This is a genomic window from Nitrospira sp. BLG_1, assembly GCF_047338595.1.
Classification (GTDB): domain Bacteria; phylum Nitrospirota; class Nitrospiria; order Nitrospirales; family Nitrospiraceae; genus Nitrospira_D.
On sequence record NZ_JBLFBO010000001.1, the window covers coordinates 204,673 to 227,082 of the forward strand.

Below are 22,410 nucleotides of genomic sequence, written 5' to 3' on the forward strand. Positions count from 1 at the left end.
CAATTCCGCAGCTAGATTAGAACCGGCTGTGATCTCTTTTCTTCGGAACTCCGCGAACTATCCTTATCGATCGATCCGACGGAGGGAAGAGGCGGTGCTACTGACTTTCTGGTCACCTGGTAGTAGAGCAGAGGAATCACAACCAGGGTCAGCAGCGTCGAGGCCCCGACACCGAAGAGTAACGAGACAGCCAGTCCCTGGAAGATGGGATCCAGAATGATGACGAAGGCCCCCACCATCAGTGCGGCGGCGGTGAGAAGAATGGGACGCGTGCGAATGGCACCCGCCGTGATGACGGCTTCCGATAAGGACACACCGGCACGTTCTTGCAGTTGAATGAAGTCGACGAGGAGAATGGAGTTCCGGACTATGATCCCCGCCAGGGCGATGAACCCGATCATGGAGGTCGCGGTGAAATACGACTCCGTCAGCCAATGGCCCGGCAAGATGCCGATCAGCGTAAGAGGAATCGGCGCCATGATGATCAGCGGCGTGACGAACGATTGAAACTGGCCGACGATCAACAAATAGATCAGCACCATGGCCACGGCAAAGGCGATGCCCATGTCGCGGAAGGTTTCGTACGTGATGTGCCATTCCCCATCCCATTTCATGGCGATCTTCTCTTCAGACCAGGGCTGTGACGCGTAATACTGCGCGATCTGATAGCCTTCTGCTGGACGAAACTCTTCCAGTTTTTTCCCCACACCCAGCACTCCATACACGGGACTCTCGGCTTTCTCTGCTCCAGGGCCACCGACATCCGCGACTACATAAACGACCGGCTTTTGATTCTTGTGATAGATCGCCTTGTCTTGGACCGTTCGCTCTACCTTGAGGAGTTCGGACAGCTGCACGATCCCTCCGGCACTCGTGCGCACCCCGATCTCACCGAGATGCTCAAGACCGGTTCGCTCAACGAGCGGGAGGCGAAGCACGATTTGGACCGGACTTTTCTCTTGCGGGATGTGGACGAGGCCGATCTTCGTTCCTTGGAGTGCCATGCGAAGCGTGTTGATGATCTCGTCGGAAGGAATACCGGCGAGCGCTGCCTTGGCACGATCAACGGTGAAGACATATTTCACCTGGTCCGCTTCGATATAGTCGTCCACGTCCACGACTCCGGAAGTGGTTTCGAATAGAGTTCGAATTTCCCGAGCCACAGCGAGTTGCCTGTTGTAATCGTATCCATAAACCTCTCCAACCAGCACCGATTGCACAGGCGGCCCGGGCGGCACCTCCACGATCTTCACATTGGCCCCGTATTCACGAGCGATCTCGTGAACCGGTGGACGAATCCGCTGGGCGATCTCATGACTCTGAGCGGCTCGCTCGTGCTTCGCGACCAGATTGATCTGAATGTCCGCCTCGTGAGGTTGCTCCCGTAGATAGTAGTGCCGGACGAGTCCGCTGAAGTTGAAGGGGGAGGCCGTTCCGACATAGGCTTGATAGTCCCGGACTTCGGGCACCGTCTTCACATAGCGCCCCAGCGCCTGAGTGACTCGGGCGGTCTCTTCGAGCGTTGTCCCTTCCGGCATATCCACCACCAGTTGAATCTCGCTCTTATTGTCGAAGGGGAGCATCTTCACGACGACATGGCGGGTATAGAACAACAGGGTGGATCCGACGAGCAAGAGCCCGACTCCGGCCAGAAACGCATAGGCGAGGGATGGACGAGCCAATAACGGAGAAAGAAGTCGTCGATACATTCGAGCCACAAACCCCTGCTCATCACCTTCATGGTCGACACCGGCAACGGCAGCTCCAGGGCGATAGCAGGTCTGGCAAAACCAGGGGATCACGATGAACGCAACCAGCAGGGAGAAGAACATGGCTATGGAGGCGTTCACGGGAATCGGTCTCATATACGGCCCCATAAGCCCGGAGACAAAGACCATCGGCAGAAGAGCGGCGATAACGGTGAATGTCGCCAAAATCGTCGGGTTCCCGACTTCATCAACCGCCCGGATGGAGGCGTCGTGGTGAGCGGTGAGACGCATCTTCAGATGGCGATAGGTGTTTTCGACGACCACAATGGCATCGTCCACAAGGATACCGATGGAGAAGATGAGGGCAAACAGGGTCACCCGGTTGATCGTGTAGCCGATCATCATCGAGGTAAAGAGTGTGAGCGCGAGGGTCAGAGGGATCGCAATCGAGACAACAAGCGCCGGCCTCGGCCCCAATGTCACACCGAGAAAGACGACCACCGCAACGACGGCGATCAAGAGATGCCACAGCAGTTCGTTGGCCTTCTCCTGGGCCGTTTCTCCGTAATCACGCGTCACCGTCACACGAACGTCCGACGGAATGGCCACTCCCTTCATCTCGTCGACTTTGCGGATCACCTCAGCGGCGACCGTCACGGCATTCAAACCGGCCTGCTTGGCAATTGCGACGGTCACGGCCGGAAGTTCGTGAGGGGTGAGGAGTGAAGAGTCAGGGGTGTTGTCCGTCCTTTTCGCCTCACCCCTTACGCCTGACTCCTCACCAGTTCCATGCCAGACATAACTCGTCGCTTCTGCCGGTCCGTCTGTGACTTCCGCCACCTGACGTACGTACACCGGCCTCTGTTCATGGACGCCAACGACCAGACTTTCTAGATCTTCACGTGACCGGATGAAACGACCCGTTTCTACCAGAAAGCTTTGATTACGACTGTCGAAGCGGCCGGTCGACAAGGCGCGATTCTCACCTTTGACAACGCTCGCAACCTGCAGCGGCGTCAACCCGTAGGCCTTCAATCTCGTGGGATCGATCTGGATGCGCAGCTCGCGCGGCCGCCCGCCCACGATGAATCCAGCCGAGGTGCCGGCTACCTTCTTGACTTCCTCCAAGACCTGTTCAGCCAGCCGATGGAGCTCAAATTCTCCGTAGCGCTCACTCGACAGCGTGAGGGTAACAATCGGGACGTCGTTCACATCCTTCGGTTTGACCAGAAACGGCTCGGCCCCGGGCGGTAGGAGATCTTGGTTCGCCATCAACTTGTCGTAGAGATCAACCAGGCTCTGCTCCATCGGCTGGCCGACATAGAAACGGACAATGATCAGGGCGCCGCTGGGCCTGGAAATCGAGTACACATACTCGACCCCCTTGATCTCGGAAAGCTTCCGCTCAAAGGGCTTGGTGAGTTGTTCTTCGACGACCTTGGCTGATGCCCCGGGAAACGGCAGCCAGACATCGGCCATGGGTACAACGATCTGTGGCTCCTCCTCACGAGGTGTCCCGACCACCGCAAACAGACCCAATAGCAGCACGGCGAGCATGATGAGCGGTGTGAGTTTACTGTCGATAAAGAGAGCGGCGATGCGTCCTGACAAGCCGGGGCGGTATGGGGAGGGATGGGAAGTCATTGGTCATTGGCCATTGGTGAAATGAGGGCCTGAATCAAAGAGTTCAAAGTTTTTACCATTGACGAATGACTATTGACCCATGACGTTCTTTCCCGGCGCCGCTGCCGTCTCGACGACCTGAACGACTGCTCCGTCAATTCCACGGCTTCCATCCGCCAAGACTCGCTCGCCCTCATTAATGCCGGATAGGATCTCAACCTGTTTGTCGAACCTCCGCCCGACTTTGACCCACCGAAGCCGTGCGATCCGGTCTACTCCAACGACGTAGACGCTACTGAGCTCGCCTCGCTCGACCAGGGTTGTCACAGGAACCAGAATGGTTTGGGTGACACCTTTTTCGAGAGGAAATCGGCCGAACATCCCGGTCCTCAGTCCCTCTCCCTTCGGCAGATCGACCTTGACCATAAAGGTATGGGTTTGCGGATCTCCTGCCGGAAGAATTTGGCTGACTCTGCCGATCAACTCTTGGCCCCCTAAAGCGTCGATGAGGATTGGGATCGTATCGCCTCGAGACACCGACCGGAGATCTCCTTCCGCGACCGTGGCTTCCAGGCGGAGATGCTGGGGGTCTTCCATTTTGAGGAGCGGCTGACCCGGTGAAGCCAATTCTCCTGCCTCTACTTTTTTCTCGGTGATGACCCCGTCGAATGGCGCTCTCACCGTCGTATAACTGAGCTGCGCCTCCACTGCCTTCCGATTCGCCTCCGCCACGCGATACGCCCTGGTCGCATTCTCCATCTCCTGTTTCGAGACCGCATCTTGCGCATAGAGCTGGTTCATCCGGTCGAGATGCGCCTTCGCATTCTCGATCTCCGCATGCGCGCGGGCCAGGTCTGCCTGGAGATCTCGGCTATCCAGCTGGATCAAGAGCTGTCCCTTGGAGACCTTCGAGCCTTCTCGAACCAGCAGCTTGTCGATGGTTCCTTGGATACGACTGGAAAGCGTGGCTTGGAAGATCGGAGCAACCTGTCCGGTTATTTCAACACGAATCGGTACGGATGCCGGCTTGGCCTCCACGACAGCAGCCTGAATGGTCTTCTGCGGAGCAGCGGATACCACTGGTGCGACCGGCTCTTCCTTTGATCCGCAACCGGTTAGGAGCAGGGCCGCGAGGACCATGTAGTTCGTTGGGCTGACTCTCATCTGCGTGATGTATTCCTCCGGACTCAGGCTTCGCCCGCAGCAGCTTGAGCATGGTCTTCACAGTGATCCTGAGCGTGAGCTTGTGCATTCTTCTGATCGTCCCATGTCCCACGCTTGGCCCCTAGCTGTCGAAGGAGACATTCGGCTGTGTTGAGCAACTCCTCTAAACGACGATCTGGTTTCGCCCCATAGTGTCCCCGGTCGAAGATGGGAACCTGAAGGCAGACTTCCGCTCGATACTGACGTTCCGGAGCATACATAATGCGATGCATCGGAGGTTCGGGATATTCACAGGGCTTCAGAAGATCCAGCGACTGAAAGAACACACGGCAAAGCCGTCGAAGGTCACCGATGAGGTCGCGCAGCTCTGTGTCCTCGCCGGACGGGAGATGCTTGGGATCCTGAAACGCAGCATAGAGGTTGAGTTGAAACCCAATCTGCACGATCTGATTCGATCCGTCTCTCACATAGAAAGGATCGTGGTCGAAACACACTTTCCGTGCGGCAACCATATTGCGTAGATCCTGCTCACTTGCGAATGCATCCGTCAGATTCAGCGGTATTGCCATCGTGTCTCACCACCCGTGGAGAAGCAGAGCTGCCCCCTCAGGATAAGGCAACTCGTTAGAAAGTCACGATTATTCTTGTACCCCAAGGCGACGTAACAGTGCCATCATCGGACACCAGCCGGTAAAGGCCGATTGGATGAGGTTCACCGCAACAAAAGCAGCAACATAGTTCCAGTACGGATGGACGGTCGCTCCTAGAATCACCGCGGCGAGCACGAATACACCGGCAATCAATCGCAAACGTTCGTTGAGTTTCATGTGGCCCTCCTTTTCTCTTGCCTATGGGAGGCACGGACCGAGCAAAGGATTCAGGCAAGAAAGGGCCGTTATTCAACGACTTCGCGCTTGCCGATCCCTACGGCATCAAGAATCGCTTTCTCGAAAAAGGGTTCGCTGACACCTCGTTTCATTTTCATCAGGAAGTACTTTTCAAGGGCGATCTTGGCCAGGTGGACCCATTTACCTTTCTTGGCCCAAGTGACGTTGCGTGGGGCCATCTGCGGCAGAGCGACGAACGCCATCCCCGTATCACCCATGTCCGCCAGACAGATCGCATTCCACGTTGCGGTTTCTTTCTTCGCATTGTTCTCGATCTCGGCCTTGATGTTATACACGGCCGCCGACACCATGGATTCGATCATGTACCCGGTCTTCGGTGCACCGGTCGGCACCGGCGTCTGCTCGACCGGCGGGATGGCCACACACACCCCGACCGCGTAAATATTCTTGTACTTGGGATTCGCTTGGTAGGCATCGATGTTGACGAAGCCTTTGGGATTGCATAGACCCGACGTCCCTGCTACCGCATCAACCCCGGCGAAGGGCGGAATCATCATCGAGTAGCGGAATGATAATTCCTGACCATCCTCCAAAAACATTTTGCCTGGTTGGACTTCTTTGATCGCCGCGTTGTGGATCGGTTTGATCGAGTGCTCGGCGAACTCATCCTCCATCAGCCGCCGAGATTTCCCGACACCGGCGAGACCCATGTGACCGATGTAGGGCTCGGGCGTCACGAAATAGATCGGAACTTTCTTGCGAAGTTTTTTCTTCCGCAGATCCGCATCGAGAATAAAGGCCATCTCGTAAGCCGGCCCAAAGCAGGACGCGCCCTGCGCGGCGCCGATGACGATGGGACCTGGATCTTTCAGAAAGCTCTGATAGGCGCCCCAGGCCTGCTCCGCATGGTCTACGTTGCAGACTGACTGTGTATAGCCGCTCGGACCGAGCCCAGGCACGGCGGCAAAGTTGAGTTTCGGCCCCGTGGCGATGATGAGATAGTCGTACGGCACCTCACCTTTCGCCGTGATGACGCGGTTCTGTTCCGGTTCGATGCGATCAGCCGCGGCATGGACGAATTCGATTCCCTTCTTGGCCAGTACCGGCCCCAACTCAAAGCTGATGTCCTTACGTGTGCGCCAGCCGACCGCCACCCAAGGATTCGACGGGACGAAGTGGAATGAATCCACATTTGAAATAACCGTCACCGTATGTTTCTTCTCCAATAGAGCCCGTGCTTCATAGGCGGCGGGTAACCCGCCGATCGATGCACCGATGATCACCACCCGTGCCATCGTTCACCTCCATGGTTAGTGATGAGTGTTGAGTCCTGAGTGCCGAGCGTCGTGTTTACCTCAGCACCCAACACCCAGCACTCAGAACTTTCTTAGCGGCCGCCTCTCTCGCCACGTTCTACCCTCTCATGCTGCGGCTTCTCGGGGCGCTCCGCTTGCATATGCTCCCTGGCCCGTTCACGCTCACGCGTCCGTTCACGTTCGTGCAACTGCTCTTTGTCCTTCAACTCTTTATGAAGTTGATCTTTAGTCTGTCGTTTGTCCTTGTCCTGAATTTGCTGTTGCGTCTTGAGCTGATCGCGGTCGCGATCACGATCTTGCGCTGATGCGATCGTAACGAAACCGACCGGTGACACCATAGCTACCACTAGAGCAACACATATGATGGCTTGGGACTTCATAAAAACCTCCCTGACTGCGCGACCGGAGCGACATTGCCCTCGGCTGTGGCGGATGTCCCGCCTTTCGAGGCTTGTGCCATCCGGCCATGACAGGAGCGCTCATTGGGTGGGAGTCACCACCTCGGAAATGGATTCGTTCGTGAACTGATTCCCTCTCTTCTCTCTGACTGCTGGTTGCTAATCGCTGCTAGCTATCAGCCGGCTTTGAATCTATACATGTCATGGCAGACCGTGCAGCGGGCCGTCATACTCCCCAGTCGCTTCAGGAGTTGCTGGGACGTCTCTCGTTGCACGACCGCATCGGCTAACGCATCCATGTCCTTGTGAATCGACATGCCCATTTGCTTAAACGGCAGCGGCAGCTTGACCATTAGTGCCGGCTCCACGTCCTCGGCCATGTGCATCCCACCTGCCCTGGCTGCCGATTCCATTCGTTTCAGATCAGGTTCCGACTCTCCCAACTCTCGGATGACGCCGTCCACTGCTTTCAACAGTTGCCGCATCTCCGCCAGAATCTGATCACGTTCAGCCGGTGCCAACAGTATTTCCGTGCGCCCGTCGCTTCCCTTTGTGGTCCATCCATTGATGAAGAACCAGCCAAGACCCGTGACCGTGAGAACCCACAGGACAATACCTGCCATGTACCATGGTGATTTCATTTGTGTTGCGATGCCTCTCTATTCATTGCCTAAACAATACCTTTCATCCTTGAACAGAACGCCAACATGGACCATCTCTTTGACTGATCAGTCCGTCGAGCTTGCAAGGAGGAAACCGTACGAAACAGGAGGGTGAGAAGCTGAATCATTTCATCGAGATACAGAGGTGTTGCGAGGAAAACTCAAGGCTGTTCCTCTTCACGCAGGGGAGCCTTGCTACAGGCGAGAGAGAAGCGATGTCGCAGAACGCGACATCGGCATGGAGTTATGACCGTGCCAGCATCGCCGCCGTCATCACGACGGCCAAGGCGATGAGTAGGGACAATCGAGGGAGCCAGCGCGCGGTTTTGAACACCACCTGCTCTCCTGCCGTTCGCTGGGATTCTGGAATCGCACTGACCCGGCTGACCTGGGGACCGAGCACGAGGTCATGCAGCAAGGTCAGGAACAGCAACAGAGCGACCAGCGTCAGCTTCACGACGACGATTCCCGGCCAGGAGGAAGGGCTCGCGACCGCGACGCCACGAAGCGACAATAACATCGGACCGGTCATTACGAGTATCGCCATGGCCACCCAGACGATGGGGCGAAAGCGGAGTGCGGCAGACCGAAACAGCGCCATGAACTCGGGCACTGTTTTCCGGCTTCTCACCAACGGCGCCAAGACCAATGACAGAAAGATCATGCCGCCGACCCAACTGACCGCAGCGAGAATGTGCAAGATAACAAGCGTGGAATACATACCGTGCTCTGTATGATTGATTTGATGAGACCCATCGTTCCTGGACGACTGCACGCGCACTCAGCGCAGTGCCAACAGGAAGATCCGATCGGTCACGGGGGGTGCTGATCCGCCATCAGCTTCCCGTAGACCTTCCCCCGACTTGATTCGGACCAGAGCGGAACCCTCACTAGCGGCTGACGATGGTGAGCCGTAACCGGTCAGTCCTTGGCCTCGAACCACAGATTCAATGAAACCGTTTCATTCGCCGTGATAGTCAGTGCCTGTTCTCGCATGCCGAGAATCGGATGCCACACTTTGAGGCGGTACTTTCCCGGCGGAAGATCATCGATGGAGAAGGCGCCTCCTGCATCCGTAACCGAAAAATACGGGTGGTCGATCGCATAGCCCCAGCTCTGCATATAGGGATGCATACTACACTGCATGCTGAACACTCGTCGCCCGTTGACCAACTGCACGGCCTCGGTCGTCCCGCTCACCTCCAAGGACGGGCGATAAAACACCATATCGCCTCCCGTTTGGTCGAATGCATACCCTTGAATGTCGTGCGGGATTGAGTCTCGATTGAACACCGTGATCAGCCGCTTATCGCCCACCACGGTCACGAACGGCACAAACCGACAGTGGCTTGCTTCCACTTGGGCATCGGTGAAGGGAAAGGGCTTTCCACGCTCCACACCTTCCACCATGACCAACACGTCCTTGAGGCCGCCGTCTGGCCTGACCGTGATTTCTCTCATGAGCCGATACCCGTTGAGATCAGACCGCTGAGCACAATATTCGTGATCGAGATAACGACGCAACTCGAATTCCTTCGGCGGCGGGACCGTACCGATGAAGGTGACGGTGCCACGCACGGTAGCCCCCTCCACCACTGGCACAGACTCATAGGCCCAGGCCTCTGTTCCGAGACACATGGTCAGGACCACGAGCATCCAGCCAACCAAACAACCTCCCGTTCTGAACTCTTGTTTCACATTGTCCTTCCTTCGCACCCTGCTCGTCTCACACTGGTTGCGTGATCTCATGCGGAGTGATCCGAATCCGGTCACGTAAAAACCTCACCGCCGAGGGTCTGGCCAGCGGCGCAGCTATAAGTCGCAACCGGCTTGGACAGATCGTCATGGGATATCGAGATGATCCCGCCGATATCCAAGCTGAGCGTTGCACACAGAGACCGCAGAAAGCTATGGAATTGTTGTACCGCATGGTTCTGTCTGACGCAAGACCGCGTCGACGAGAACACATCCCGTACTATACATGCGGCCAACCTGCTCTGAGACTGCCGAAGCACTCATAGTCCTGAGCAAAGTCGAGGGGTTGGAGGAGGAAACCACTCGGGCAGGCTAGCTCGTAAATCATGAAACTTGAAACTCAGGATCGTGCGTCACTCCGTTTTAGGTCACCCATCTGAGCATGGTCTGTTCAGGAACCGGATGCTGAGGATCACGCACACCGGCCAACAGATCACTATGATATTTCTTCAACTGCCGGTACCACACGGCCGGTGTGTCCGATTCCAAGTGCAATAACATACTTCCATGCCGGCCGAACCCTTGTTCCTGCGATTCCAAAATCGTCCGATCTTGGCCAAGAATCGTCCTGAGAGTCCGACGGACCAGCCATCCAACAGGAAACCCGCGCAGAAAATTCCATCCCACGCAGATGTCGAATCGACTCCGTTCGTCGGTCAGCGGGGTGGCCACCAACATGACGGACGCAAACCGGTCGCCGATCTCCCATCGCTCCAAATGGATGCCGGGTAGGACGAAGTCGACCGTGGTCGTCGCCGAACCCAACCTTGGAGATAACGCCCGAAAGATAAAGGTATCCGGCAACAAGACGTTCTTCGAGATCGTTCGAAACCCCAACGGCAGTCGGGTGAATAGTTTTTCTTTCTCCCTGGCTGCCTCACGCCGCCGGAAGTAGTTGTTGTGCACGAATGGGACATGAGCGGGATCCATGAGACTATCCACTGCGAAATCCCACCGGACTTTTGCCTGGGCGGACTCGCGCACCGAGACCATCGGACTGCCGTCTGCTGGAATCGGCAAAGAGGGAGGCGGACTCGACGGCTTCCGGCATCGATCGTTTCCCATATAGACCCACACCCAGCCATCCCGCTCCTCTACCGGGAATGTCCGCACACAGGCCGAGGCGGGTGATGGATGCAGTACGTTACCGAGAGCCGGAACCTCGATGCACTCCCCCGAGGACATGAAGCGCCACCCATGAAACGGACAACGCAAGGAATCCCCTTCCTGCCGGCCAGAGGAGAGTGGGACGCCTTTATGGGGGCAGCGATCGTGTAATGCTTGTACCAGGCCACGCCGATCCCGAAAGAGGACAAGCGGTTGGTTGCAAAGGACGGCGGGATATGGCCGACCGACGCGGACGTTCATGCTTTCTGTGGCAATATACCAGAATCCTTCGAGCATTCAGTCCTGTGGGATCAGTCGCCAAGTGGATCGAGCATTTCCTTGAGCCTTCGACGGATGCAGGTGGAGCTTGAAGTGGAGAGGCGTGCAGGGAGCCATAAAATGGCTCCCTGCAACATGTAACCGGATATCATGATCCACCTTGCTCGTACGGTATTGCCCCGCTAGAACCCGATGGCCCCATAAATGCCGGTGGTCCAGTAATTGTTCACCGTGTTGGTTTGGTTGGAGGCCAGGTGGAACCGGCTGTCGAGACCAAGCCACAACTCTTTCCATACGCGAAACTCCGCACCGCCGCCGAACTGAACCCCGATATCCAAATAATTGATCTGGCTCGACGTCGGGCTGATGACGTGGAAATCCAATCCGGCCGGAATGATCCAGGGCTGGAAATCAGTTCCTTGTCGGAACTTCACTTTGGGGGCTACGCTCACGGTCAGCATGGTCAATTGCACTTTACTCACACCGCCGTTACTGACGCCCGTCACACCGGTGGTATCTCCATTCGCAACGTTTGCGGATGCCCACCTCTTGAATTCCATTCCGATCTCGCCGACGAGCGCAACACCGGGCACCATGCCCCACAAGTCCTTGGTGAGCATGAGATCCGCCCCCCCACCGATGTAGTAGCCACCGTTGCCATCATTTTTCCCGGCGGCACCATGGCCGTCCGTGATCAACTCTCCGGCACGATCGCTGAGCAGCTCGCCATAGCCTCCACGAAAGAACACGCGGTTCCCTGTCGTGGTGGTTTCCTTTGTCGTATCTTGGGCCAGAGCGGTCTCTCCGCCTGAAAAGGCGCTCGCCGCCGCGAGCGATAATACGACTGCCCACACTCTGATGTTCCCCCTGCTTCTCAATGCCTGCATGACACTCTCCTTCCCTGGTTACGCATCGAGGAGCACGGCCCTCCTTCGAGCAATCAACTGACGATATCTGATCGCATGCGCTTTATCTGGCTTGTCCAACCCTCAACCGACCACTCATACGTCCACCTCCGTGATCTGCAGGTTCGGACACCAGTCCGCTTCTGCCCGGCGCGCCACTTCCCTGAGCTGACTCGCCATCGGAGGCGAGCCTGGGTCGCGCGACAGCCCCACACAGCGTGAGCAAATAAACCGGCAGCGAGACAGGCACGATCGCTCGGGACATCCTCTATCCGCGCCGACTTTCTCCGCCTGCTCAAGACAATAGGCCTTCGCGTCGCGGGCACTGAGGCTCTCCTGATAGCAGCGGAGGGCGGCATAGAAGTTGATCCGGCTCACGACGAGTCTGCCTTCGAGTGTGATGTGGACATCGCGCAGGTCCCAGGCTTCCTCGATCATTCGCGCAACGATCCCCACCGACATCGGAAAGTCCTCAAAGTACGCCACGTACTCGGCCCCCTCCTCATCCGCCTCCGCGTCGCACACCGGTGCCATTCGGATCAGCTTGAGCAACGTCGGGGCGTCGACAACCTGTGCTTCAGGAATTGCGATTGAGAGATGCACGACCAGCTCCTGCAAGAAATGATTCGGTAGCCAATACTGCCTGTGGAAAAAACAATGAGAGGGCCACTCTCACCTGTGACCCCCTCATCGCTGACACGTGGCGGCCGGGACTGCCGCTCACAATGGGGTGGACTGTACTGGATCGCGATAGGGCAACTCGCCATCCAGCCCGCAGAGAGAGCTCGGTCTCTCGACGTTGTTCCAGCTATATCAGCAACTGTCGTGCCATCCTTATTTGTCATTCATGAATGAATGATGCTCGCATCAGATGCGAAGATGAATGGCTTTCGTCAACCTTGCTGTCTGCGCCTACAACGCAGGAGACTCCACACTCTTGGACAGTGGTGGACTGGATCTCCTCATTCGCTCACATATCATCCGCTTAGGCTGTCCATACCAATGGACGTTCGCTCCCGGAATGCAGGGGAGAAAAGGGACATCCAAACCATCACGGCCTGTTGGAGCTCGCAAGATGAGAGCACCACAAGCTGAAGGCAGGCATGGCTCTTCCGTCGTCCGATTGGCGCTCCACGTTCATGGATCCATGAATGAATCCGAACAATGCGTACAATCGCATCGATGAAGAATGCGGTGATGAGAGCAATCCGATCGGTGGGGAGATTCAGCAGATCAGGAGGCTTGGTCCCCCGATCCTCCCGTAGCGGGATTCATCAGGCGAATGGGGCAACGCTCGAAGACGGCAGTTTTGATCTTCTGATGAGGCGCTCTCATGACGTGGGAAACAGTGATCCACGAAAGGAAGGGGACAAGAGTACGGGTACGACCTATTCGATGCTATACGCGCGAAGTTTGTTATAGAGGCTCGCTCGACTGATTCTGAGTAATTTGGCTGCTTTCAATCGGTTTCCTGCCGTTTTTTGCAGGGCATCAACGATTCGAGTGCGCTCCGTGTGAGCCACGGCGCCACGCGACGCCGAGCGTAAACTTTCGTCCTCTTCCCCCAGAGCCTGGTCAAGAAGATCCTGGCAAGGCAGCGACGGGCCGACCGTCGTCACCACAGCCCGCTCGATATAGTGCTGCAACTGTCGGACATTCCCCGGCCAAGGAGCGTCCCGTAACAACCGCAAAGCCCGCTCCTCCACGGATCGCACCGGCTGATGATGTCGTGCGCAGGAGGCTGCGACGAAATGCCGGACAAGCAATGGGATATCGTCTCGCCGCTCCCGTAATGCCGGCAAATACAGAGGCAGCACAGCCAATCGATAATACAGATCCTGCCGAAACGTTTTTGCTTTCACGAGTTCCGTCAGATCTTTGTTCGAAGCTGAGATGACACGCGCATGGATCTTGACCGTTCGCGTCCCACCCACCGGCTTGATCTCGCCCTCCTGCAGAACCCGCAGCAATTTGGCTTGAAAGGTCGGCGTCGTGTCGGCAATCTCATCCAGAAAGATCGTGCCGCCGTCGGCCTCATCAAACAAGCCTCGCTTGTTCATCACCGCCCCGGTGAAAGCTCCCTTTACATGCCCGAATAACTCGCTTTCGAGCAGCGTCTCCGGCAATGAGCCGCAGTCGACCACGACGAACGGCCGATCCCTTCTGGGACTGAGGGCATGAATCGTTTTCGCCAGAAGTTCTTTCCCCGTTCCGCTCTCACCTTGAATGAGAACGGTCGCCGAGCTCTCCGCAACCAGACGGGTCATGTCGAAGAGCTGCTGCATGATCGGACTTCGACCGATCAAGTCACCAAGACCATTCGCAAGAGGTGTGGTAGGGCTGTCCTCCGCTGTAGCAGCCTGAACAGACTTCGATGTCGGCTGGAAAAGCACCAACATGGAGACGACGGATCCATTCGCGTCCGTCAACGGAAAGGCCTGCTGCATCCCGCAAGCCTTGCCGTCACCTCCGCCTGAACATGAGACACACTGCACCTCGGGCGTCTCAAACACCTTAATAGCGGGGCAGGTCCCGCAGGGATCAGTTCGATTGGCAAAGGCTTCATAGCACTTCGCATGTTGCCGGCGAACGAGGGTATTCTCCTGCACCGACCAGGCTGCTTCGTTCGCATAGACCACATTGAAGGATTGATCCATGACCGCCACCCGATCGGATAGGCCTCCGGCCAGCTGCCTGATGGCTTCGACTCGCGCGGTGATGATGGGATCTTGGGGTACGAGATTGCTGGAGCGTTCTGGGTCAGACAAGGCGTTCTCGCTTCCGGAGATACGGCGCCCGGACCCTAGAGCCGATGGCGGCCGACATGAACATGAATGCGCCATGGGAACTCACCGGGGCTTTTTCATTCTTGCCATACGCTATCTGCCCTCAGCTCCCGGTCCGTGATTGAGTAATTGTTGCACACAGTTCTTCAGCTCCGCAATATGGACCGGCTTGTCGAAGTAGGCGTTCGCACCCGCTTTCAGTACCTGTGCTTTCAATCGCGCATCGCCGAACGCCGTCATGACAACGATCGGACACTGCGGTGCCACGGTCCGTAACCGACTGACATAATCATCGCCTCCCGCCGGCATTCGCAGGTCAGTCAGGATCGCATCCGGCACGGATTGCAGGACCGATAGAAACGCTTCATCCCCATCCCGCGCTTCGCGGAGTTGATAGCCCATTCCACAAAACTCATCACACAGCAGGCTGCGCATCTCTCGGTCATCTTCGACAATCAACAGCACGGCACCCTTTCCGTTTGTCACAGGCGACATCCTCTCCGGCCCCCATCCGATTGATCGCACGCTCTTAGGTTGTTGAACCAGCAAGGTGCATGCCGTCGGCGAAGGGAAGAAGTCGGCAGAATTTCAAGACAATGAGGGGAGGCGGATGGAGTGGAGGAACTCGATTGGCGAGAAAGACGACAGTCACCGACACATCAGTGTTGCGGGATGCCACAGAGATCGCTGGTGAGGGGTGAAAGGTAAAGGGTGAAATGATCAACGGGACGCGAGTAAGAATGACCGCAGGAAGCGGTCGTTTCACGTCTTATTATCTGCCATCGGAAGCAGAATCGTAAACGTCGTTCCTGTCCCTTCCTGACTTTCAACGGCGATGGATCCCTGGTGCTCTTCAATAATGCCCTTGACGACCGTCAACCCTAACCCTGTCCCCTTGCCGAATTCCTTCGTCGTGAAAAAGGGATCGAAGATCTTCTTGATCACTTCTCGTGGGATGCCATGGCCCGTATCCGCGACGGTGAGTCTCACCATCTGAGGTTCAGGAGCCAGAGCAACACGAAGCGTCCCGCCATTCGGCATCGCATGCACGGCGTTCATCACGAGGTTGATCATGACTTGGCTCATCTGGTCCGCATCGGCCAGGACCATGGGACACGGATCGGCCAGCATCAACTCAAGCTGGATCTGACTTCGTGTAAGGCGTTCGTGAAACATTTCGAGACTGTCTTCAACCACTTGCTTCAGATCAAGCGCACCGCGTTCAGGAGTTTTCCGTCGTGCGAAGGAGAGCAACTGGTTCATCACCCTTGTAATCCGCTCGACTTGGGTAATGATGGTCTGGAGGCCTTTCTTGATCGGCTCGTCCGTGACGCGATCCATCAGATATTCTGCACGGCCAAGAATGACGTTCATCGGGGTCCCGATTTCGTGGGCCATGCCCGAGGCCACCGTCCCAAGTTCGGCGATGCGCTCGGTTTTTCGTAACTGTTCCTGCAGTCGCTTCCGTTCACTGATATCCCGCAGCATGACCAGAATCGCAGGACCTTCCTCGTCCACAAATCGGGCCGCGCTGACTTCTGCGTCCACGGATCTTCCGCTCAGCGTAACGATCTTCTCCTCGAGCATGGGCACTTGCGCACGGCCTTCCACCAACTCATGGATGCGCTCTCGAATCGCAGAGTGATAATCAGGAAGGAACAAGTCCATCACGGATCTGCTCAGGATCTCCTCGGCCTTCACGGCGCCGAACAGTTTGATCGCCTGGTCGTTGGCGAAGAGAACGCGGTCGCCTCGAATCACCACAATGGCGTAGGGCGAAACGGCGATCAAACGCCGATAGCGATCTTCGCTTTGCCGCAACAAGTGTTCCGCTCGTTTCCGTTCCGTGATGTCGGTGACGAACCCTTCCAGGTAGCTCAGGCGACCGTCCGTGGCGTAAATCCCTTCACCCCGTTCCCAGACTGACTTGACCTCCCCCGCCCTGGTGAGGATCCGATAGGTCGTTTCGTACGGGCGACGCTGCGCCACCGCTGCTTGAATCTCTTGCCACACTCGCTCTCGGTCACCCGGATGGGTATTGTCGCCATACGAGATAGACCGTTGTACGAGGTATTCCTGGACGGTGTACCCGGTTAAGTCTGAGACTCCTTCGCTGAGATATTCGAACGTCCAGTCTCGATCATTTCGGCAACGATACACAAAGCCCGGGAGATTGCTGATCAGCGTGGTGAGTTGCCGCTGGCTCTCATGGAGCGCTTCTTCGCCTCGTTTCCGTCCCGTAATATCCTCGGTGAAAAAGACGAGCCCTCCGACCGCGCCTCCGATCGTGTACCAAGGGCGTACCTCCCACTGCAGCCACTGCTCTGTCCCGTCCTGTCGGACAAAGCGATCTTCTTCACAGCGTACGACTTCTCCTGCCAGCCCCCGTTGATGCACGATCTTCCACCGTTCCGGAATCTCAGGGAAGACCTCATAGTGGGACTTGCCGATGAGACTCTGACCTTCCAGCCGATAGTCGCTCATCCAACGTTGACTCACGGCAAGGTAGCGCAGCTCACGATCCAACATGGCCAACGCAACTGGAGCATATTGCATCAATAACTGCGACCGTTCCGTGGTTTCCTTGAGCACGATTTCAGCCTGCTTGCGCTCGGTGATGTCTCTGAGGATGACGGTATAGTATTTCTGATGTTCCACGGCGATATGCGAGATGGCCGCTTCGATGGGAAACTCCTCACCGTTGGAACGAAGGCCCATCACTGTCCCCAGATGGCCCATCTTCCGGCTGGTGACACCAGACTGCCCGAACCCTTGCACATGATGCCGATGGACGTCGCGGAACCGCGTGGGCAAGAATCGATCGAGCGGCTGTCCAATCGCTGCTTGCGTGGAGCAGCCAAACATCTGCTCGGCCGCATGGTTGAACAACACAACCCTCTGATCCTCATCCACGGTGATGATCGCATCCATCGCGGATTCGATGATGCTTTCCAGCCTCAGTTGGGCGACCAGGAGCTGCCCTTCGGCTTCTTTGCGACCGACGCCGGCACGTACGGCCTCTCGATCCGCGTAGTACCGTGCCTGTTGCGCCTCCATCATCAACCCTTCGGCATGGGCTCGCTCCACACGTTCGGACATCAGGGCTCGCTCCGCCTGCACGGATTCATGTTGCAGCCGTCTGAAGCGAATCAATCCCAGGGCTAGGATCCACAAAACCACGGTTCCCAATGTACGATTGAGTACGCCATACAGGAGCGAACTACCCGGCGGCTTGAGAAACAACCCGAGCCAGAGGAGGCTGGTGGCAAGGCCACAAAAATAGAGCGATTCTTGCTCTTTCGACCTGAACACCGTGAGCAACAGCGGAACGACATAGAGGATCGACACCGCGATTCCCACCGGCGTCAGCAGGTCGACAACAAAAATGCCGATCGTGAGGAGCGGGATTGTCCAATGCACGACACGCATGACAAAACAGTCGACATCCTTCATGTGATCGATCCCGGCCTGAAGCGGGACTGTCCAGGCACAGTCTCGCTGCGATGATCCGACGGTGGTGGCTATTCCTCTGGGTGAGGCTTGCCTTCGATTTCGGCGAGTTTACGATACAGGGTCTTTCGATCGATTCCAAGGGCATGGGCGGCCTGATACTTGTTGCCGCCGGTCTTTTCGAGGACCTTCTTGATGTATTCTTTCTCGAGCTCGTGTAACGGCAAGGTGTGTTCGGCCGCTTCATCCAACACACGCCGGTCTCCTCGCGCTCCCTGTACTGCCGGAGGCAGATCATCCGGCGAAATCCTCTCGCCACGGCTCAGCGTCACGGCCCGCTCAATCACGTTCTCCAACTCTCGCACATTACCGGGCCAGGCATAGTCCATCAGCATGGCGAGGGCCGCCTCGCTCACACCCTTCACTTCCTTCCCACACGCATGGCCGCATTTCTTGAGAAACGCCTCCACCAGCAGCGGGATATCCTCCCGCCGTTCTCGAAGCGGCGGCAACTTCAGTTCGATGACGTTGAGTCGATAGTAGAGGTCCTCGCGAAACCGCTTGTGCTTCACTTCCTCATTGAGATTCAAGTTTGTGGCCGCGATGATCCGGACATCCACCGAGATCGGCTTCGTCGCGCCCACCCGCCTGATTTCCTTCTCCTGAATCGCGCGGAGAATCTTGGCCTGGAGCATGAGCGGCAACTCGCTGATCTCGTCGAGAAACAAGGTGCCTTTCTGCGCTTCCTCAAATAAACCCCGCTTGTCGAGCTTCGCATCGGTAAAGGCCCCGCGCATATGCCCGAAGAGCTCGCTCTCCAGCAGTTGTTCCGGAATGGCCGCGCAATTGACCGGGATAAACGGGGCATCTTTCCGGTCGCTGTTGAAGTGAATCGCCTTCGCCACCAATTCCTTGCCGGTTCCACTCTCTCCGGTAATCAGGACATTGGTCGGACTATCGGCTACCCGGCGAATGAGATCGAAGACCCCTTGGATCGCCTTGCTCTTTCCCAGGATCTGATGAAAGCTATATTCTTTATGCACTTCTTTTCTGAGCCGGCTCACCTCCCGACGCAGGGACGCCTCACGAACGACCCGCTCGATCACGCGAACCAGGTCGTCTTTCTTCACGGGCTTCGTGAGATAATCGCTGGCGCCGTGTTTCATCGCTTCAACCGCCGTCTCCACCGACCCGAATGCCGTCATGAGAATGACGTTGATGTCGGGGTACCTGCGTTTGATTTCAGCCAGCAACTCGATCCCTTCCATCCCTTTCATACGGAGATCGGTCAGGACAACGGCGTAGTCTTCCTCGCTCAATAGTTTCAGGGCCTCTTCGCCACTCCCGGCCATCGTCACCTGGTGACCACGGTCCTTCAGCATGTCATAGGCGAGTTCCCGCATATCCGCGTCATCATCCACAACGAGGATCGCACCCCAATCTTCCGTCATGCCATGCTCCAAGGGATAAGAATGAGCGAACAGGATCTCGGCTGTCCCATATTGCGACAGCGATCTACCATCTTTGTAGCATTATGCGACATTTTTCATGAGATTGTCGCCTTGAGTGGACAAAGGGTGCAAGGGCAGGACCACAGGACTACTGACCCTGGGGAACCTCTGTTCCTGATTGAATCGCCGAGCCGTTCTGAACCAGCCCAAAAGAAACATCAGTTGCAGCGACGGCTTTGACCGGTGGCTCGTTCCCTCCATATCTGATTGGAAAGACATACCACCGCGTCTCCGCTGCAAACAGAAGCTTGTACGTGGTCGGATCGTCACGAAGGTAGACGTTCAGGAGAGACGAGGTATCTTGCTGATCCAACCGTGCCCAGTTTGTACCAAGCTGTGCGGGCACAACATACAGCGCAGCCGTGATCACCGCGAGCGAGAGATAGGCCCTCGACAGATCGATACCTCTGTCAATATTGCTGAATCTCACCACGAAGAGTTCGAGTGTCGATGCACATAAGAGGAGAAGAAGAGGGATGGCAACCAGTAAGAAGCCGATCGCAGCAGACACGAAATCGAGCGCACTGAGTAGCGTGGGGATGCTGAGAAGTCCGACCAGGAACCACGGACCATACCGGACCGCCGCGACCGCAATCTTGAACCCTGTAGCCGTGGTCACATGACCGAGCCCCTCGATCAGCGTGCGATTCGTGACGGCCACATACCCGAAGAAGAGAATGAGCAGCAGCGGGATCCAGCTCTGACTGAAGTAGATCGCGATCGGAACCTCTTCCAGGACCCACGAGGCTCCGAATGCTGAAAAGTATGATCTGGTATACACCGATCCGGACAGATACGCCGCACCGGTCATCGTGAACAGGGCGATGAAGACCTTCGGTCCTTGCTCGATCAAACGACGAGCGTTGGCACGAGCCTCTTCAATTTTCTTGTTGTCGTTGGACCGCATGGTTTACGACGCGGGACAGTAGAACGGCCACGAACCTTTTCGGTGATGTATTCTAGGATCGACTTGGACGCCGGCGCAATGCGCATTGTGTGAAGGTCATGAGTCCTAGCAGTTTGCTGAAAAACTTGGTTTCTGCTTCGCGCACCGTTGCACGATGACGGAAAGAGCTGTGGCACTCTACAGCTCAGAATGCTCAAAAAGGCTGTCCAGCAAGGCCGCAGTGAGCGAAGGGGCAAGGAGGTACATACCAAGCTTCGCTTGACCCGCTCGCTTTGATCACATGCGAGCGGATAGGTACTTTGCCTTTAGTGGTCTTTACAGCGTCGAGCCTCTGAGTGATGCGAGAAGGCCGCTGGAAGACTTTTTCAGCATTCTGCTAGCGCCACAAAATCCAGGACACTCCAGCATACGGCAGCACGGCATCCAGCCCTAAGTTCCGTGCCCCTATTCCGGCATTCGAGATGTGGTGGTATCGCACCCCCAAGGTCAACGCCATGCTGGTCGTTGCGTAGTATTGAATGCCTGGTCCCGTCTCAAGAGCAAAGTTCGCTTGGCTACTGTCCTCGGCAATGCGGGGAGCGAGATCCGTCCACAGTAACCCAACCCCGACATCCCAGAAGGGCACCCAGCGCCCGAATGACAGAAGATAGTATTTCAGGACCGCTGAAACTCCTGCTGCGTTACCGGATAATCCGTTCCTGAATCGACCATAGAATGGTTCCAACTGAACCGCCAGGTTCCCCGAGAGCAGGCCGGCATTCATTTCATCGGTCACAACCACCCCGATCCTGGGCATCACAAAGATGGCATGACGACTTGACGAGTGTGCCTCGCTTGGAAAGAGGAACTCCTCCCAGTACCCTACCGCTCCGCCTGCCTCTATTGCCCCGCGCTTCAGGATAGTCCGGGCGTCCGGTATTGTGGTGTCCGACTGTGCCCAGCAGAGAGGGATCACTCCCATCCAGCCCGCGAGCAACACGCCTATCCATGCACCAGAGAACGACATCGTACAACGGATCACCTGCAACAACGCTGTCGATTCGAGGGGCTGTTGCCGCATCAAGATCCTTTGAGCCTCTTCCACGATCGCCATGATACTTGTGCCGGTGCCGGTCTCATTTCACAAAAACTGTGTCACTGTACGATCGCGAGGTTGGAAGAAGTCAACTGCGTTGAACGGGAGGTTGCGCTCTCACGGAAGGAGGAAAGACCACGGTCGACTCTGGGATGATGTGAAGTCACTTCTGATCATCGGGTTCGGTCTGGTTCATGAGTCGGATCGTTTTGCCGGCAAACCAGGCCCTCCAGTCCAGTTTTGTAAAGAGAACCACCAGCGCGAGCATGAGGACTTGCGTCACGACAAAATACCCCCCGAGATACGCGAAGACCGATCCTTCATCGACTACGACCTTCTGCGCCACCTCCATCGCCATGACCACCCAAATACTATAGGTCAGAAACCGGCCGAGGAACGAGGCCGCCGCCACCGGAGCCAGGGGCAACGACGTGAGCCCATAGGCGATAAACAGCGAGTTCGACGGCAAGGGGCTGCAAGTATAGGCGAGGACGGCCCCGAACGTCATCGCGCGGTGCTGTTCCAGACGGGCTTTCACCAGATCAACATTCTCTTTGGTGCGCGCGCTCAGCCAGCGTTGCCTGACGAGAAGAAACGCCATTTTCGCAAGCACCAGCCTTCCGGCGGTCGCCGCGGTTGCAGCCACGAGCGCCGTGAGCCAAGGATTCGCGCCGGGTCTGGACAAGGTCATGGCAGACACCACCATCCACGTCGGTGGTGCAAATGCAGGCAGACAATTGAGCACAAAGATGATCGCAAAGAGAGACAGACTGGTCATCGTTGCATACGTGCACAACCGACTGAGGGTACTGGCTCCATTGCGGCAATGACGCGTATGCGCCACCAATCAGGCGAACCCGTACGCTTCATTGACTTCACCGCTTGATATGGATGGCCGCGTCCCCAACCGATGAA

20 protein-coding genes are annotated in these 22,410 nt (G+C 56.7%); all 20 read right to left on the reverse strand.

Annotated features, from left to right (window positions below; translation table 11 throughout):
• Positions 1-11: 11 nt before the first annotated feature.
• Positions 12-3,353: an efflux RND transporter permease subunit gene (locus ACMTNU_RS01010; RefSeq protein ID WP_413933340.1), complete on the reverse strand. Its 3,342-nt coding sequence runs from the start codon at positions 3,351-3,353 to the stop codon at positions 12-14.
• Positions 3,354-3,422: 69 nt separating this feature from the next.
• Positions 3,423-4,496: an efflux RND transporter periplasmic adaptor subunit gene (locus ACMTNU_RS01015; protein ID WP_413933341.1), complete on the reverse strand. Its 1,074-nt coding sequence runs from the start codon at positions 4,494-4,496 to the stop codon at positions 3,423-3,425.
• Between the two features lie 23 nt (positions 4,497-4,519).
• Complete coding sequence (locus tag ACMTNU_RS01020) at positions 4,520-5,065, reverse strand: hypothetical protein (RefSeq protein WP_413933342.1); 546 nt, start codon at positions 5,063-5,065, stop codon at positions 4,520-4,522.
• A gap of 69 nt (positions 5,066-5,134) precedes the next feature.
• Complete coding sequence (locus ACMTNU_RS01025; protein ID WP_086426699.1) at positions 5,135-5,323, reverse strand: DUF2892 domain-containing protein; 189 nt, start codon at positions 5,321-5,323, stop codon at positions 5,135-5,137.
• A 68-nt stretch (positions 5,324-5,391) separates the two neighbouring features.
• A complete protein-coding gene (locus tag ACMTNU_RS01030; RefSeq protein WP_413933343.1) occupies positions 5,392-6,639 on the reverse strand; it encodes an NAD(P)/FAD-dependent oxidoreductase in 1,248 nt (415 codons plus the stop codon).
• 92 nt (positions 6,640-6,731) lie between these two features.
• Entirely contained in the window at positions 6,732-7,040 is a 309-nt protein-coding gene (locus ACMTNU_RS01035; RefSeq protein ID WP_413933344.1) for a hypothetical protein, read from the reverse strand.
• 194 nt (positions 7,041-7,234) lie between these two features.
• On the reverse strand, positions 7,235-7,681 hold the full coding sequence (locus ACMTNU_RS01040; RefSeq protein WP_413933345.1) for a hypothetical protein: 447 nt from the start codon (positions 7,679-7,681) through the stop codon (positions 7,235-7,237).
• A 283-nt stretch (positions 7,682-7,964) separates the two neighbouring features.
• On the reverse strand, positions 7,965-8,441 hold the full coding sequence (locus ACMTNU_RS01045) for a CopD family protein (protein ID WP_413933346.1): 477 nt from the start codon (positions 8,439-8,441) through the stop codon (positions 7,965-7,967).
• Between the two features lie 200 nt (positions 8,442-8,641).
• On the reverse strand, positions 8,642-9,418 hold the full coding sequence (locus tag ACMTNU_RS01050; protein WP_413933347.1) for a carboxypeptidase regulatory-like domain-containing protein: 777 nt from the start codon (positions 9,416-9,418) through the stop codon (positions 8,642-8,644).
• A gap of 420 nt (positions 9,419-9,838) precedes the next feature.
• Entirely contained in the window at positions 9,839-10,879 is a 1,041-nt protein-coding gene (locus ACMTNU_RS01055) for a Rieske 2Fe-2S domain-containing protein (protein WP_413933348.1), read from the reverse strand.
• Between the two features lie 164 nt (positions 10,880-11,043).
• Entirely contained in the window at positions 11,044-11,748 is a 705-nt protein-coding gene (locus tag ACMTNU_RS01060) for a hypothetical protein (RefSeq protein WP_413933349.1), read from the reverse strand.
• Between the two features lie 114 nt (positions 11,749-11,862).
• A complete protein-coding gene (locus tag ACMTNU_RS01065; protein ID WP_413933350.1) occupies positions 11,863-12,369 on the reverse strand; it encodes a hypothetical protein in 507 nt (168 codons plus the stop codon).
• 785 nt (positions 12,370-13,154) lie between these two features.
• Entirely contained in the window at positions 13,155-14,534 is a 1,380-nt protein-coding gene (locus ACMTNU_RS01070) for a sigma-54 interaction domain-containing protein (RefSeq protein WP_413933351.1), read from the reverse strand.
• 111 nt (positions 14,535-14,645) lie between these two features.
• Entirely contained in the window at positions 14,646-15,038 is a 393-nt protein-coding gene (locus ACMTNU_RS01075) for a response regulator (RefSeq protein WP_413933352.1), read from the reverse strand.
• Positions 15,039-15,081: 43 nt separating this feature from the next.
• Positions 15,082-15,318 carry a hypothetical protein gene (locus tag ACMTNU_RS01080; protein WP_413933353.1) on the reverse strand — a complete coding sequence of 79 codons (237 nt, stop codon included), beginning with the start codon at positions 15,316-15,318 and terminating at the stop codon, positions 15,082-15,084.
• Positions 15,315-18,005 (reverse strand): PAS domain S-box protein, encoded by a 2,691-nt coding sequence (locus tag ACMTNU_RS01085; protein WP_413933354.1) that lies wholly within the window; start codon positions 18,003-18,005, stop codon positions 15,315-15,317. Before ACMTNU_RS01085 ends, ACMTNU_RS01080 begins: the two co-directional genes overlap by 4 nt.
• 68 nt (positions 18,006-18,073) lie before the next feature.
• Positions 18,074-19,453, reverse strand: coding sequence for a sigma-54-dependent transcriptional regulator (locus tag ACMTNU_RS01090; RefSeq protein WP_413933355.1), 1,380 nt, complete (start codon positions 19,451-19,453; stop codon positions 18,074-18,076).
• 148 nt (positions 19,454-19,601) lie between these two features.
• On the reverse strand, positions 19,602-20,420 hold the full coding sequence (locus tag ACMTNU_RS01095; protein ID WP_413933356.1) for a hypothetical protein: 819 nt from the start codon (positions 20,418-20,420) through the stop codon (positions 19,602-19,604).
• Between the two features lie 376 nt (positions 20,421-20,796).
• Complete coding sequence (locus ACMTNU_RS01100) at positions 20,797-21,480, reverse strand: acyloxyacyl hydrolase (protein WP_413933357.1); 684 nt, start codon at positions 21,478-21,480, stop codon at positions 20,797-20,799.
• Between the two features lie 178 nt (positions 21,481-21,658).
• The gene (locus ACMTNU_RS01105; protein ID WP_413933358.1) at positions 21,659-22,273 is read right to left on the reverse strand and encodes a hypothetical protein; all 615 of its coding nucleotides are present in this window, start codon (positions 22,271-22,273) and stop codon (positions 21,659-21,661) included.
• Positions 22,274-22,410 lie beyond the last annotated feature (137 nt).